The organism is Herbaspirillum sp. 1173, from assembly GCF_031455335.1.
Lineage (GTDB): Bacteria > Pseudomonadota > Gammaproteobacteria > Burkholderiales > Burkholderiaceae_D > Herbaspirillum > Herbaspirillum huttiense.
On the sequence record NZ_JAVDSP010000001.1, the window covers coordinates 1,531,186 to 1,544,655 of the forward strand.

The 13,470-nt window shown below is 63.8% G+C and carries 14 protein-coding genes; 8 read left to right on the forward strand and 6 right to left on the reverse strand.

Going from position 1 to position 13,470, the window contains the following annotated elements; all coding sequences use genetic code 11:
• Positions 1-111: 111 nt before the first annotated feature.
• Both J2X56_RS06795 and J2X56_RS06800 read right to left on the reverse strand, forming a co-directional pair.
• Positions 112-375, reverse strand: coding sequence for a hypothetical protein (locus tag J2X56_RS06795; protein WP_204726653.1), 264 nt, complete (start codon positions 373-375; stop codon positions 112-114).
• Positions 372-1,157: a sulfite exporter TauE/SafE family protein gene (locus tag J2X56_RS06800; RefSeq protein WP_310159058.1), complete on the reverse strand. Its 786-nt coding sequence runs from the start codon at positions 1,155-1,157 to the stop codon at positions 372-374. Before J2X56_RS06800 ends, J2X56_RS06795 begins: the two co-directional genes overlap by 4 nt.
• A 159-nt stretch (positions 1,158-1,316) precedes the next feature.
• Here J2X56_RS06800 and J2X56_RS06805 point away from each other — a divergent pair, with 159 nt between their 5' ends.
• A complete protein-coding gene (locus tag J2X56_RS06805) occupies positions 1,317-2,210 on the forward strand; it encodes a LysR substrate-binding domain-containing protein (protein WP_121041943.1) in 894 nt (297 codons plus the stop codon).
• 39 nt (positions 2,211-2,249) lie between these two features.
• Here the strand turns inward: J2X56_RS06805 and pgeF are convergent, their stop codons facing one another.
• Complete coding sequence (gene pgeF, locus J2X56_RS06810) at positions 2,250-2,996, reverse strand: peptidoglycan editing factor PgeF (protein ID WP_310159063.1); 747 nt, start codon at positions 2,994-2,996, stop codon at positions 2,250-2,252.
• A gap of 12 nt (positions 2,997-3,008) precedes the next feature.
• Entirely contained in the window at positions 3,009-4,127 is a 1,119-nt protein-coding gene (locus J2X56_RS06815) for an RluA family pseudouridine synthase (RefSeq protein WP_310159066.1), read from the reverse strand.
• Positions 4,128-4,239: 112 nt separating this feature from the next.
• On the opposite strand from J2X56_RS06815, the gene J2X56_RS06820 reads away from it, so the two are divergent.
• The gene (locus J2X56_RS06820; RefSeq protein WP_039785278.1) at positions 4,240-5,040 is read left to right on the forward strand and encodes an outer membrane protein assembly factor BamD; all 801 of its coding nucleotides are present in this window, start codon (positions 4,240-4,242) and stop codon (positions 5,038-5,040) included.
• A gap of 228 nt (positions 5,041-5,268) precedes the next feature.
• Positions 5,269-5,673: a hypothetical protein gene (locus J2X56_RS06825; RefSeq protein WP_310159069.1), complete on the forward strand. Its 405-nt coding sequence runs from the start codon at positions 5,269-5,271 to the stop codon at positions 5,671-5,673.
• A 57-nt stretch (positions 5,674-5,730) separates the two neighbouring features.
• On the opposite strand, the gene yaaA is transcribed toward J2X56_RS06825, so the two are convergent.
• Positions 5,731-6,507, reverse strand: coding sequence for a peroxide stress protein YaaA (gene yaaA, locus J2X56_RS06830; RefSeq protein ID WP_121041951.1), 777 nt, complete (start codon positions 6,505-6,507; stop codon positions 5,731-5,733).
• Between the two features lie 267 nt (positions 6,508-6,774).
• On the opposite strand from yaaA, the gene J2X56_RS06835 reads away from it, so the two are divergent.
• From J2X56_RS06835 to J2X56_RS06855, 5 genes are all read left to right on the forward strand, one after another.
• The gene (locus tag J2X56_RS06835; RefSeq protein WP_310159076.1) at positions 6,775-8,520 is read left to right on the forward strand and encodes a methyl-accepting chemotaxis protein; all 1,746 of its coding nucleotides are present in this window, start codon (positions 6,775-6,777) and stop codon (positions 8,518-8,520) included.
• 227 nt (positions 8,521-8,747) lie between these two features.
• On the forward strand, positions 8,748-9,032 hold the full coding sequence (locus J2X56_RS06840; RefSeq protein ID WP_121041957.1) for a hypothetical protein: 285 nt from the start codon (positions 8,748-8,750) through the stop codon (positions 9,030-9,032).
• Positions 9,033-9,043: 11 nt separating this feature from the next.
• Positions 9,044-9,565: a putative toxin-antitoxin system toxin component, PIN family gene (locus J2X56_RS06845; protein ID WP_310159079.1), complete on the forward strand. Its 522-nt coding sequence runs from the start codon at positions 9,044-9,046 to the stop codon at positions 9,563-9,565.
• 63 nt (positions 9,566-9,628) lie between these two features.
• Positions 9,629-10,786, forward strand: coding sequence for a pyridoxal phosphate-dependent aminotransferase (locus J2X56_RS06850; protein WP_310159081.1), 1,158 nt, complete (start codon positions 9,629-9,631; stop codon positions 10,784-10,786).
• 80 nt (positions 10,787-10,866) lie between these two features.
• Positions 10,867-11,559, forward strand: coding sequence for a glutathione binding-like protein (locus J2X56_RS06855; protein WP_310159083.1), 693 nt, complete (start codon positions 10,867-10,869; stop codon positions 11,557-11,559).
• A 47-nt stretch (positions 11,560-11,606) separates the two neighbouring features.
• Here the strand turns inward: J2X56_RS06855 and J2X56_RS06860 are convergent, their stop codons facing one another.
• Complete coding sequence (locus J2X56_RS06860; protein WP_310159085.1) at positions 11,607-13,445, reverse strand: diguanylate cyclase; 1,839 nt, start codon at positions 13,443-13,445, stop codon at positions 11,607-11,609.
• Positions 13,446-13,470 lie beyond the last annotated feature (25 nt).

Genomic DNA, 13,470 nt, shown 5'->3' on the forward strand with positions numbered 1-13,470 from the left:
ATCATCGCGCACCATCATCGTGAGTCCGCAGCCCGCGCAGCGCGCCGGTTTGCGCACTGCATCATGGCGGGGGAGCGTTCAGCAAAACTCAGCAAAACGTCTTCCATCCCCTCAGTGCCGCACCACCCGCCGCAGGGCAATCTGGCGATAGCGGGGTTTCAGTACGGCAAGCATGTCGCGCAAGACGGCCGATCCGCGCCAGGGGGGCGAGACATAGGCCATCCGTAACTTCAGCCCGCCACTGTCACGTAACTCACAATCAAGCATGGCGATCATGCTGCCATCGAGCCAGGCATAGACATGGACCTCGTTGGCCTGGCGTTGCTTGGGGCCTTCGATCTGCCAGCCGCAGGGATGGAGGGGGCCGAGGCTCATCGCGCCGCTCCCGTCAGATCGAACAAATGCCAGGCCAGGTGCACTCCCAGCAGCAGCAAGCCGATGAAGAAGCAGCGACGGAAGGTAGCGGGACGCACCCAGGTCCGCACGCGGGTACCGATGGCCATGCCCAACAAGGCTGGCACCAGCACGATCAGCGAGGCCCAGCCTACGCCTGCACTGAAGGCTCCGCCCTGCCCGAGGTTGACGGCCAGGGCCAGCGTGGAGACCGTAAAGGACAAGCCCAGCGCCTGAATCAACTGGTCACGCGGCAAACCCAGCGCCTGCAAATAGGGCACGACCGGAATCACGAACACGCCGGTGGCCGCAGTGACCAAGCCGGTGGCCAGACCGATCACGGGCGACCACCAGCGTTCCCGCTGCGGCAGCACCGTGGGCGTCCACGCCGCCAGACCGGCCAGCGCGTAAAGCATCAGTGCTACGCCCAGCACCACGATGGCGTGCCGCCCACCATCGCCGCGCATGAAGCCGGCACCGGCCAGCGTGCCGATCACTACGCCGGCGAGCAGCGTCCGCAGGCGTTTTGCCAGCATCAGGAACGCGCCCCCGGTGGCCAGCTGCCAGCCATTGGTGACCATCGATGGCAGGATCAGCAAGGCCACCGCTTGTACCGGCGGCATCACAAGGCTCAGCAATCCGACCGCCACCGTCGGCAAGCCCAGACCGATCACGCCCTTGACGAAACCGGCCAGCAGGAATACCGCCAGGCTTACGGCAAGCATGGTGGCATTCATGTCGACGAGGGAAAGCAGGCTGGGCATGACAGGAAAATGGCCGGGAATGGCAGGCAGCGGAAGATCAGGGATTCCCAGTCTGCCAGTCCTCGCCCGCGCTGGAAATGTGGAATACACTTAGCCAGCCTTCGGCCTGGCCGAAGGCACAATATCTCGCTACCTCTCCTTCCCGGGCCCCGTACGCCGATGAGCCATCGCTTTGAACTCTCCGACCTGCGTCTTTTCCTGCACATCGTGGAAAGCGGCAGCATCACTGGCGGGGCCGAACGTGCCCACATGGCGCTGGCCTCGGCCAGCGCGCGCATCCGCAACATGGAAGATGCTCTGGGCACCGCCTTGCTGGAGCGCGGCCGGCGCGGCGTCCAGACCACCGATGCTGGCCGCGCGCTGGCCCACCACGCGCGCATGATGGCGCAGCAGATGGAACAGCTGCGCGATGAACTGGGCCAGTATGCGCAAGGCCTGAAGGGCCATATCCGCCTGCTGTGCAATACCTCGGCCATGACCGAGTTCCTGCCGGAGGTGCTGGCGCGCTTCCTGGCACGACATCCGCACACGGATATCGAACTGGAAGAAAAACTGAGCTATGAAGTGGTGCAGGCCGTGGTGGATGGGGTAGCCGATGTCGGCATCATCGCCGACTCCACCGATAGCGGGCCGCTGCAGACCTATCCCTTCCGCCAGGATCATCTGGTGGCGGTGCTATCGAAGAAGCATGCGCTGGCGCGCCGCAAGTCACTGGCCTTCAGCGAATTGCTGGGAGAGGATTTCGTCGGGCTGTCGGGCGACAGCGCCCTGCAGCAGCATCTTTCCGGCCATGCCACGCGTGCCGGGCGGCGTCTGCAATACCGCGTGCGGCTGCGCAGCTTCGACGGCATCTGCCGCATGGTAGAGCATCAGGTCGGCGTGGCCGTGATTCCGGCGACGGCGGCCCAGGACTGCGCGGCGCACATGGACATTCGCGCCATCCCGCTCACCGATGGCTGGAGCCGCCGCCAGTTGCTCATCTGCGTGCGCGGATTGGAGGGCTTGCCGGGACCTACGCGCGAACTGATTCATGCCTTGCAGCGCCACCCGTGAGGCATCAAGAAAAATGGCGGCTCCGTAGAGCCGCCATCGTCACTTGAGCCAGACCAGCGAGCCCATGCGCCCGGTGGTCTTGTCACGCCGATAGGAATAGAAACGCGGATCGCTCACGGTACACAGACCGCCACCGCTGACATCATGCACATCCATGCTGGCCAGCCGCTGGCGGGCCAGTTCATAGATGTCGGCCAGGTACTTGCCGGGACGGCCCGGATAAGCGCGGAAGGCATGTTGCGCTGCTGCCTGCTGCGTAATGAAGGCCTCGCGCACTTCGGCACCGACCTCGAACTGTTCCGGCCCGATGGCCGGCCCCAGCCAGGCGATGATGTCCTGCGCTCCACGCGCGCGCATGGCGCCCACGGTGGCTTCGAGCACGCCGCCAGCCAGTCCGCGCCAACCCGCATGGGCCGCCCCGACCACCGTGCCGGCGCGGTCGCAGAACAGCACCGGCAGGCAATCGGCCGTCATCATCACGCACACCGCGCCGGGCGTGCTGCTGATGCAGGCATCTGCCGTGGGCTGATCGGGCAATGCTGCGGCGTCCAGTACGGCGACGCCATGCACCTGCGTCAGCCAGGCCGGTTCGGACGGCAACAAACGGCGCAGCAGCGCACGATTGCGCGCTACCAGCGCCGGGTCATCGTCGACATGCGTGCCCAGGTTCAGGCCGCCCCCGCCCTGCCCGTCGCCATACGGCGCGGGACTGAAGCCCCCTGCCCGCAGCGTGGTCAGGGCACCGATGTTGGCAGGCGCAGCCCAGTCGGGGATCAGCAATTCCATGGACGGGCTCGCTCAATAGTCGTCATCGTCTTCGTCATAGTCGCCCAGGACCGGATCGGCTTCCTCGCTCATCTCGGGGATCACCGCCAGGGCCGGATCGATGTTGGCGCTCTTGAGCAGGGCTTCGATATCCGCCGGCAAAGGCGCGGCCCACTGGCGGAACTTGCCCGAAGTGGGATGCACCAGGCCCAGGCGCCCGGCCAGCAGGGCCTGGCGCGGGAAGACCGAGGCCAGGTGCTGCTTGCCATAGAGCGCATCGCCCACCAGCGCGAAACCCAGCGACTGCAGGTGCACGCGGATCTGGTGGGTACGGCCGGTTTCCAGGCGGCAATGCACCAGGCTGACCGGCTTGCGGTCGATCTCGCCGGTGGCCAGGCGCCGGTAATGGGTCACCGCCGGCTTGGCGCGCATGCTTTGCGACACGGCCATCTTGATGCGGTCGCGCGGATGGCGTGCCATCGGCGCGTTGATGGTGCCGGAGAGCTGCGGCAGCCCCCATACCAGGGCCAGATACTGGCGCTTCATGCTGCGTGCCTGCAACTGGCGCACCAGGTCGGTCTGCGCGGCCAGGGTCTTGGCCACCACCATCAGGCCGCTGGTTTCCTTGTCCAGCCGGTGCACGATGCCGGCGCGGGGCACGTTGGCCAGGCCCGGGCAATGATGCAACAAGCCGTTGAGCAGCGTGCCGCTCCAGTTGCCGGCCGCCGGATGCACCACCAGGCCAGCAGGCTTGTTGAGGATGATGATGGACTTGTCCTCGTGCAGGATGTCCAGCGCCATGGCTTCAGGGGCATAGGGCTGGTCGGCCGGCACCGATTGCGGCGCCACCTCCACCAGCTCGTCGCCCAGCATGGTCATCTTGCCCTTGGCGGGCGCGCCGTCGACGGTGACGTGGCCGTCTTCGATCCATTGTTGGATGCGGCTGCGCGAGAATTCGGGCATGAGGCCGGACAGAACCTTGTCCAGCCGCTGGCCGATGACCTCGTCATCCAGGCGGAAACTCAGGGGCTCCAGGCCGGAGACGCTTTCGCCGCCGGCTTGCTCGCCGTCATCGAAATCGTCCTCCAGCGGGAGGTCGGTCTTTACAGGCTCATCGCCATTTGTAATCGGAAGGGGTTTCTTACGTGACATCAGCTATAATCGCCGGATCGGGTTGATTGTATTTCGGGTATCGATGCAGCCGGCTCGGGTAGGCGCTCAGCGCCATGCACAACTGATAGTCCCAGACAAGCACACAAGAGTCATGCACAAAATCTTATTGAAGTTCTTCATCATCGGTTTTGCCCTCTCGCTCACCGCCTGCGGCCTCTTGCCGGAACAAAAAGACGAGACGGTCGGCTGGTCTGCCTCGAAATTATACTCGGAAGCCAAGGATGAACTGAATGCCGGCGGCTACGACAAGGCCATCAAGTATTTCGAGAAGCTGGAATCGCGCTACCCGTTCGGCACCTACGCCCAGCAGGCGCAGATGGACATCGCCTACGCCTACTACCGCCAGAACGAGCAGGCGCAGGGCCTGGCTGCGGTGGACCGCTTCATCAAGCTGCACCCGAACCACCCCAATGTCGACTACATGTATTACCTGCGTGGCCTGATCAACTTCAATGATCGCACCAGCATCTTCGACACCTTCACCGACCAGGACAACACCGAGCGCGATCCCAAGGCCATGCGTGACGCCTTCGATTCGTTCAAGCTGCTGGCCGAACGTTTCCCGGACAGCAAGTACACCCCGGACGCCATTGCACGCATGAAATACCTGGTCAATGCCATGTCCCAGTACGACGTCCACGTGGCCAACTACTACTTCCGCCGTGGTGCCTACGTGTCGGCCGCCAACCGTGCGCAGGCAGCCATCAAGCAATATCCGGACTCCCCGGCCAACGAAGAGGCACTGTTCATCCTGATGCGCTCCTACGAAGCCCTGGGCCAGACCAAGCTGAAGGAAGATACCGAACGCATCATCCAGGCCACCTACCCCAACAGCCCCTGGTACAACGGCGGCCCCAAGCAGAAGGCCAAGCCGTGGTGGAAGGTCTGGTAATGGAAGCCATTGCCACGCAGGTCTGACGATCGTGTGCTGATGAAAAAATGCCGCCCGGTGATGAACCGGGCGGCATTTTCGTTTGGAGCGAAGTGAACGCGGCTTCGGGCGGGCGGTCTATCTTGGCGATCGCCTGCCCCGGCGAATTGCGCGCGGGTCGCTCGCAAGACAGGGCAGCGTGAGACCGTGTCCCGGCCCCTTCAACAGAAGATCAGAAAAAACAACACCATGAGCAACGGACTCCTCACTGCCGTCGCGGCCGGCCTGGCGCTGCCGCCCCTGGCCGTCATCGGCTTCTTCGTCAATCGCATGAAGCACATCCATCAACGCACCCAAGACCGTATCTTCACGCTCAAGCGTGGGGCGGGGCTGTTGACGGCAAGCATCCTGGGCAGCATCTCCACCACCTTCGTCGGCCTGTACCTGATCGGCATGATTTCCCCGCCCGCTCGCTGCGCGGGTGCCTGCTACGGCACGGCATCGGCCTCCCAGGTCGATGCAATCTTCTGGAGCTTCTTGCTGATGTACCTCAGTTTCATGCTCTTCCTGGGCTTCGGCGCTCAGCGCAGCTGGCAACTGGTGGCACGGGAGACGGCCCGGGCGCAGACTGTGACCACTCCGCCCGAGGCCTGAGCTGCCCAGCCGCTGCGCTCAAGCGCGCAGCTCCGCTTCGGCACCGCCGCGTGCCGCTCAGCCTTCCAGCTTGCGGCGGAACACCCAGCTGCTCTCGCTGGAGGCTTCCGGCGCAAAGGCATAGCCTTCGACGTCAAAGGCCTTCAGCTTTTCCGGCTGGCTGATGTTCTTCTCGGCGGCATAGCGCGCCATCAGGCCGCGCGCCCGCTTGGCGTAGAAGGAAATGATCTTGTACTTGCCGCCCTTCCAGTCCTCGAACACGGGAGAGATCACCTGCGCCTTGAGCAGCTTGGGCTTGACCACCTTGAAATATTCCTCCGAAGCCAGGTTCACCAGCACCGGTGTCTTCTGTGCCGCCAGTTCATCATTGAGCGCTTCAGTGATTTCGTTGCCCCAGAAGGCATAGAGGTCCTTGCCGCCCGGATTGGCCAGCTTGGTACCCATTTCCAGGCGATACGGCTGCATCAGGTCCAGCGGACGCAGCATGCCGTACAGGCCCGACAGGATGCGCACGTGGTTCTGCAGGTAGTCGAGCTGCTTGGCCTTGAGCGAGCCCGCATCCAGCCCCTCGTAGACATCGCCGTTGAAGGCCAGCACCGCCTGTTTGGCGTTCTTGGTGGTGAACTTGCGCGACCAGCTGGCATAGCGGTTCACGTTCAGCACCGACAGCTGGTCGGAGATACCCATGAGGCTGCCGATCTCGGCCGGCGACTTGGTCTTGAGGACCTCGATCAGTTCCGCCGAACGCGGCACGAAGGCCGGTGTGGTGTGGAGGTCGGTGGTGGGCGGCGTGTCGTAGTCCAGCGATTTGGCGGGAGACAAAACAATCAGCATGAGGCGTTCATCCAATGATCAGGTTGGGACAAGGTGGCCGCCATCATACCCAAAGCGCGGCACTTGCGTGCGGTAGCATGGTTTGGAGCCGATATGAAAATTTGGACAACAAAAGCCCGGCTGTTGGGGCTTTGATCCCTGGCACCCGGCTCCTACACTGAAGCATTGGACGAAAATGGCAATCCGCCTCTGCCTGCCATCCAGCGCCCGAGCCCCCGCCTGCATTGCCGCGCCGCATCCCATCTGATCCCACGCCAAGGAAACGCCATGAACTGGTTCTACGATCTGCGCATCGCCCGCAAGCTGCTCCTGACCTTCGCCACCATCCTGCTGCTGACCGGCGTGCTGGGGGTGTTTTCCATCGTACAACTCTCGCGCGTCAACGATGCGTCCACCGAGATTGCGACCAATTCCCTGCCCAGCGTGCGCTATCCGCTGGAAGCCAAGGTGGCACTGGCCCGCATCCGCACCGTGCAACTGCAGCACCTGCTGCCCGGCAACGAGGCCAACGTGGAAGCCAATGAAAAAGTCATCAGCGACATGCTGGCCGGGCTCAACAAGGCGCTCGACAAGTACGAGCCGCTGGTCAACATGCCCGACGAACGTACCTATTTCACGGCCATCAAGAGCGACCTGGCGGTCTTCACCAAACAGCATCAGGAGCTGGCCAAACTGGTCCGCGGGCAACAGACCGATGCCGCACGCGAGCTGCTGATGAAACAGATCACGCCGGTCTACCTGCGCTTGTTCGAGAACATGGACAAGGCCGTGGCCATCAATATCGACGCCAGCGAGAAGACGGACCACGATGCCCAGGTGCGCTATGAAAATTCCCGCCTGCTGATCGGCGTACTGCTGGCCGCCTGCATCGGCTTGGGCCTGCTGTTGGCGACCTGGGTGGCCCGGATCGTCTCGCGCCCCTTGCAGGAAGCCATGCACGTGGCCGAACGGGTGGCCGAAGGCGACCTGACGGTACATATCCAGCCTGCCGGACGTGACGAAACCGGCCGCCTGATGGGCTCTCTGAAGGCCATGAACGACAGCCTGCTGCGTATCGTGACGCAGGTTCGTGAAGGAACAGACACCATCAATACCGCCTCCCGCGAAATCGCCAGCGGCAACCTCGACCTCTCCAGCCGTACCGAGCAGCAAGCCAGCTCTCTGGAGGAAACCGGCTCGGCCATGGAAGAGATCACCTCCACCGTCAAGCAGAATGCCGATAATGCCCGCCAGGCCAACCAGCTGGCGCATTCGGCTTCCGATGTGGCGACCCAGGGCGGCAGCGTGGTGTCGCAGGTAGTCGATACCATGGGGGCGATCAATGCCTCGTCGCGCAAGATCGTGGACATCATCAGCGTCATCGACGGCATTGCCTTCCAGACCAACATTCTCGCGCTGAACGCCGCCGTGGAAGCGGCCCGCGCAGGCGAACAGGGCCGGGGATTCGCGGTCGTGGCCTCCGAGGTGCGCTCGCTGGCGCAGCGCTCGGCGGCCGCCGCCAAGGAGATCAAGACCCTCATCGATGATTCCGTGGCCAAGGTCGATACCGGCAGCCGCCTGGTGGAGCAAGCCGGCAGCACCATGACCGAAGTGGTCGCCAGCGTGCGCCGCGTCACCGACATCGTCAGCGAGATCACCGCCGCCAGTTCCGAACAAAGCAATGGCATCGAGCAGGTCAACCTGGCCATCACCCAGATGGATGAGGTGACCCAGCAGAACGCCGCGCTGGTGGAACAGGCCGCCGCAGCGGCCGGCTCGCTGCAGGAGCAGGCGGGCAGGCTGTCGGAACTGGTGAGCGTGTTCAAGCTGGAGCGCGCCCATGCCGCCGCGCAGGCGGCCCCGGTGGCTGCGCGGTCTGCTGCACTGTCGCCCAAACCGCAGCCGCGGCCGCAACCCAAGCCAGCCGTCCGCAAAGCCGCAGCGGCACCGGCACTGCCGGCCGCCCCTGCCCCCAAGGCAGGCAAGTCGGCCAAGACACCGTCTGCGGAGGAGGGAGACTGGGAACAATTCTGAGCCGGCCCGGGGATGGAGGCCTGTTCAAGTTGGGCAGCGGACTTGCCGTTAATCAACAAGACTGGCAGCATGCAAGCTGTCAGGAGCGCACTGTTGCAGTCAACCGGTGCTCTTGCAGGGGCAGTCTGTCGGCACTTTGCCGGCATTTCGCTGTCCATGGTGAACAAGCAAGACGAATTGCACAGGCTGCCCGCCTGATCCCGCCGGCCATCGGCAAGGAGGACATCATGAAACGCGACAAAGCCCTCATGGGCGAAATCCTGAAGCAACTGGCATCCTTCGGTACCCTCTACGGCGACGTGGAAAAGATCCAGAGTGCCCTGCCCGGCCAGGTGGCCCCGGAGGTGATCCTGCATCATCTGCGCCTGCTCTATGATCGCGGCCTGGCGGCGGTCGACATGCACAATTTCTGGCGCGTCACCGATCAGGGGTATGATGCGCTCGAAACCGGTGGCGAGCTCTTCGGCAAGCAGGAAGCGCCGCTACCCGGACAACGTGGCATCGACAACTAGTTTTCAATTCAATGAGCATCCAGGCAACACCCTCTCTCTCCCCTGCACCGTCCTTTCCCTCCGGCACACCCGCTGACGTCCCCGCCGGACGTCAGCGGGTGGTGTTGGACACCAATGTCTGCCTCGACCTGTTCGTCTTCCGCGATCCGCGCTGGGCGGCGCTGCAGGCCGCGCTGGAACAAGGGACCGTGGAGGCCTACACCCGCGAGGATTGCCGCAGCGAGTGGCTGGCCGTGCTGGATTATCCGCATCTGCCGATCACTGCCGAGACCAAACCCGCGATCTGCGCTGAATTCGACCGCCTGCTGCGGTGTCTGCCGCTGGCTCAGGTCAACACCTTCGGCCTGCCCATCTGCACCGATCGCGACGACCAGAAATTCCTCGAACTGGCCCTGCAATGCCAGGCCCACGTGCTGGTCAGCAAGGACAAGGCGGTCCTCAAGCTGGGCAAGCGCACCGTCAAGCGCGGCCTGTTTGCCATCGTGCCGCCCCAGCTCTGGCGCGCCGATGCCTTCCTTGATGCGGCCATCTGAAGGCGGCCGCGAATGCGGCTAGAATAGCGGGCTTGCGACCATCACAAGAACGAGCCCGCTGCAATGAGCACCCCCAACATCGTCACCAAGCTGCCCAAGGTGGGCACTACCATCTTCACCGTCATGTCTGCATTGGCCAGCGAAAAAGGCGCGGTCAACCTGGGACAGGGCTTCCCCGATTTCCATTGCGACCCGGCCCTGGTGGATGCGGTCACCCGCGCCATGCAGGACGGCCTGAACCAGTACCCGCCCATGGCCGGCGTGCTGCCGCTGCGCGAAGCCATCGCCGACAAGGTGGAGCGGCTCTACGGCCACCGCTATGATCCGGTCTCCGAGATCACCGTCACGGCCGGAGCCACCCAAGGCATCCTGACTTCGGTACTGTGCGCGGTGCATCCGGGTGACGAAGTGGTCGTGATCGAGCCGGTCTATGACTGCTACGTGCCGGCCATCGAGCTGGCCGGTGGCGTGCCGGTGTTCGTGCAGATGGAAGTGGGCGCGGCGGGTTACAGCATCCCCTGGGACAAGGTCCGCGCAGCGGTCACGCGCAAGACCCGCATGATCATGGTCAACACCCCGCACAACCCGACCGGCAGCGTCATGCGCGCGGCCGACGTGGACGCGCTGGCCGACATCGTGCGCAGCACCGATATTCTGATCCTCTCCGACGAAGTCTATGAACACATGGTCTTCGACGGCCAGCCGCATGAATCGCTGGCGCGCCATCCGGAGCTGGCCGAGCGCAGCTTCATCAATTCCAGCTTCGGCAAGACCTATCACGTCACCGGCTGGAAGGTCGGCTATGTGGCGGCCCCCGCTGCGCTGACTGCCGAATTCCGCAAGGTACACCAGTTCAACGTCTTTACCGTCAACACGCCGGTGCAGTATGGCTTGGCCGAGTATATGAAGAACCCGGCACCGTACCTGGATTTGCCGGCGTTTTACCAGCGGAAGCGTGACCTTTTCCGCACAGGACTGGCCAACACCCGGTTCGAATTGCTGCCCTCGCAAGGCACCTATTTCCAGTGCGTGAAGTACGACGCCATCTCGGACCAGTCCGAGGCCGAATTCTGCAAGTGGCTCACCAGTGAAATCGGCGTGGCCGCCATTCCGGTCTCGGCCTTCTACAACACGCCCAGGGAATCGGGCATCGTGCGCTTCTGCTTCGCCAAGAAGGATGAGACGCTGCAACTGGCGCTGGACCGGCTGGCCAAGCTGTAACACGGCTGGTGCGCAAATCGTTTATATATTTTCCGTAACGTGACTTCCCCCCTCAACACGACACGCAAAAAAGGAACGCCATGATCGACGTCTACAGCTGGGCCACGCCCAACGGCCACAAGGTTCACATCATGCTGGAAGAATGTGGACTGCCCTACACCGCGCATGCCATCGATATCGGTGCCGGTGACCAGTTCACGCCCGAATTCCTGAAGATCTCGCCCAACAACAAGATCCCCGCCATCGTCGATCCCGATGGTCCGGACGGTGCGCCGATCTCGCTGTTCGAGTCCGGTGCCATCCTGATCTACCTGGCTGGCAAAACCGGACGCTTCCTCGGCGAGACCGTGCGTGAGAAGTATGAAGTGCTGCAATGGGTGATGTTCCAGATGGGTGGCCTGGGGCCGATGCTGGGCCAGGCGCACCACTTCCGCCTGTATGCTCCGGAGCAGATCGAATACGCCGTGAACCGCTACAGCAACGAAGCGCGCCGCCTGTACCAGGTGATGGAAAAGCAGCTAGGCCAGCACGCCTACCTGGCTGGCGAGAACTACACCATCGCCGATATCGCCTGCTTCCCGTGGACCCGTTCGCACAAGAACCAGGGCATCGATCTGGCGGACTTCCCCAACGTCCAGCGCTGGTTCGATGCCATCAGCGCACGTCCGGCGGTGCAGCGCGGCGTGACCGTGCTGGCCGACAAGCGCAAGCCGCTGCACGATGACAAGGCCAAGGAATTGCTGTTCGGAAAAAGCCAGTACCAGAAACGCTGATCGGACATTGCCGCGGGCGGCTATCCGGCCCGCCTGCGGCAACCGCATCAGGGACAGGCAAAGGGCGCAAACTCGAAACGGTTGCGCCCTTTTTCCTTGGCGCGATAAAGGGCATCGTCGCTCGCGCGCAGGACCTGCTCCTGGCCGGCGCAATCGCCCTGCATGAGGGCGATGCCGATCGACAGCGTCACCTCCACTTCCCTGCCCTCATGCAGCATGGGCTGGCTGGCAAAGCTGGCCTGCAGGCGCATGGCGAATTCGGCCGCGGCGTGCAGATTGGCACCGGCCAGGATCACCGCGAACTCCTCTCCCCCCAGCCGTCCGGCGGTGTCGGTCTTGCGCAGCTGGCTCCTGAGCACTTGCGCAAAATGCTTCAGGACCTGGTCGCCGACGGCGTGACCGAGGCTGTCGTTGATGCGCTTGAAATGATCCAGGTCGCACATCAGTACCGCGGCCGTGTCGAGCACGCCGCGCTGGAGGCGGTTGTACTCTGCCTGCAGGCGTTGCATGAAGAAACGGCGGTTGGGCAGCTGGGTGAGGTAATCGGTCAGGGCGAATTCCTGCAGTTCCAGTTCGAAGGCCTTGCTTTCGCTGATGTCGCTGATGAAGCCATGCCACAGCGTCGTGCCATCCTCCAGCCGGCGCGGCCTTGCCTGGCCGCGCAGCCAGCGCACACCGTTGCCGGGGGTGATCACGCGGAACTCCAGCATCCAGTGCGAAGCACCGGCCAGCACCGCCTGACGCGCCGCTTCATAGAGCGGCATGTCTTCAGGATGAATGACGGTATCGATGATGACGGGTGTTTCCAGCAACTGCTGGGGGGTGAGCCCGTAGGTTTCGCGCGCGCCTTCGCTGACGTAGGTAAAGTAACCCCGCTCGCCCGGGGGCACGCGGAACTGGAACACCATGCCGGGAATTTCACTGGTCAGGTAATCGAGCATGCGGCTGCTCTTGGCCAGCTTCTCGGTCAGTCGCCGCACCTCGGTGATGTCGGTGGTGGTGCCGATCATGCGCAGCGCATTGCCCTCGGCATCGCGCGCCACCACCTTGCCGCGGCTGCTGATCCACTTGTAGCTGCCATCGCGGCAGCGGATGCGGTGCTCGACCTGGTAAGTATCGGATCGTGAGGCGAAATGCTGGCGAATGGTCTCCTGCACATAAGGCAGGTCATCCGGGTGAATGCGCTGGTAGGCATCCTGCAGATGGCTGGAAAGCTCCCAGTCCTCGTAGCCCAGGATGGCTTTCCAGCCGCGCGAATAATACATCTCGCCGGTGACGGCATTGCGGTCCCAGATGCCGGTACCGCTACCCTCGATGGCCAGCGCCATGCGCTCGTCGGCCTCGCCGGGCGGATCGCTCTTGACCCGCGCATGGACCGGCACCAGGGAGCGCTCGATCGCCAGCATGGCCATCGACACGGCCGCGCCCACGGTGTCGCGGTACGCCTGCTCCAGATGGGAGGCGTCGCCCGGCGCATCGTTGGCGGCGCAGATGGTCAGGATGCCGGCGACCTCGCCGGCGAAGGAACGCAGCGGCAGCATTTCCAGCAGGGAGCGTTCGTGGCGTGCCGCCAGAGCCGTCAGGGCATGCCAGAACTGCGGGGTGTCGGGATCGTCCACCGCCAGCGCCGTCAGCTCGGCCAGGAAAGCCGGCGCCACGCGCGGCGCGGCACCTACGCGCAGGCGGCGGGCCGGGGGATCGAACAGGAAGATGGCCAGCGCACGTTGCGGATAGCTGCCCGAAAAACCGCTGGCGATGCGGTCCAGCAATTGCTCCAGCGGCGCACCCCGGGCAATGTAGGACAGCGTCAGGTTGTTGAAGGCGAGCGCCTTCCGGTAGAACTCGGCATCGGCGTCAACCTGTACGGGCGGGCGTTCTGACATCATGAGAAACAGGATCGGCAAGGACGCA

Bases quoted from the DNA above. Each gene is read 5' to 3' on its own strand.
- J2X56_RS06845 (WP_310159079.1), top strand. From the start codon at position 9,044: ATGAGCATCCAGGCAACACCCTCTCTCTCCCCTGCACCGTCCTTTCCC.
- J2X56_RS06805 (WP_121041943.1), top strand. From the start codon at position 1,317: ATGAGCCATCGCTTTGAACTCTCCGACCTGCGTCTTTTCCTGCACATC.
- yaaA (WP_121041951.1), bottom strand. From the start codon at position 6,507: ATGCTGATTGTTTTGTCTCCCGCCAAATCGCTGGACTACGACACGCCG.
- pgeF (WP_310159063.1), bottom strand. From the start codon at position 2,996: ATGGAATTGCTGATCCCCGACTGGGCTGCGCCTGCCAACATCGGTGCC.
- J2X56_RS06850 (WP_310159081.1), top strand. From the start codon at position 9,629: ATGAGCACCCCCAACATCGTCACCAAGCTGCCCAAGGTGGGCACTACC.
- J2X56_RS06820 (WP_039785278.1), top strand. From the start codon at position 4,240: ATGCACAAAATCTTATTGAAGTTCTTCATCATCGGTTTTGCCCTCTCG.
- J2X56_RS06860 (WP_310159085.1), bottom strand. From the start codon at position 13,445: ATGATGTCAGAACGCCCGCCCGTACAGGTTGACGCCGATGCCGAGTTC.
- J2X56_RS06795 (WP_204726653.1), bottom strand. From the start codon at position 375: ATGAGCCTCGGCCCCCTCCATCCCTGCGGCTGGCAGATCGAAGGCCCC.
- J2X56_RS06800 (WP_310159058.1), bottom strand. From the start codon at position 1,157: ATGCCCAGCCTGCTTTCCCTCGTCGACATGAATGCCACCATGCTTGCC.
- J2X56_RS06825 (WP_310159069.1), top strand. From the start codon at position 5,269: ATGAGCAACGGACTCCTCACTGCCGTCGCGGCCGGCCTGGCGCTGCCG.
- J2X56_RS06855 (WP_310159083.1), top strand. From the start codon at position 10,867: ATGATCGACGTCTACAGCTGGGCCACGCCCAACGGCCACAAGGTTCAC.
- J2X56_RS06815 (WP_310159066.1), bottom strand. From the start codon at position 4,127: ATGTCACGTAAGAAACCCCTTCCGATTACAAATGGCGATGAGCCTGTA.
- J2X56_RS06840 (WP_121041957.1), top strand. From the start codon at position 8,748: ATGAAACGCGACAAAGCCCTCATGGGCGAAATCCTGAAGCAACTGGCA.
- J2X56_RS06835 (WP_310159076.1), top strand. From the start codon at position 6,775: ATGAACTGGTTCTACGATCTGCGCATCGCCCGCAAGCTGCTCCTGACC.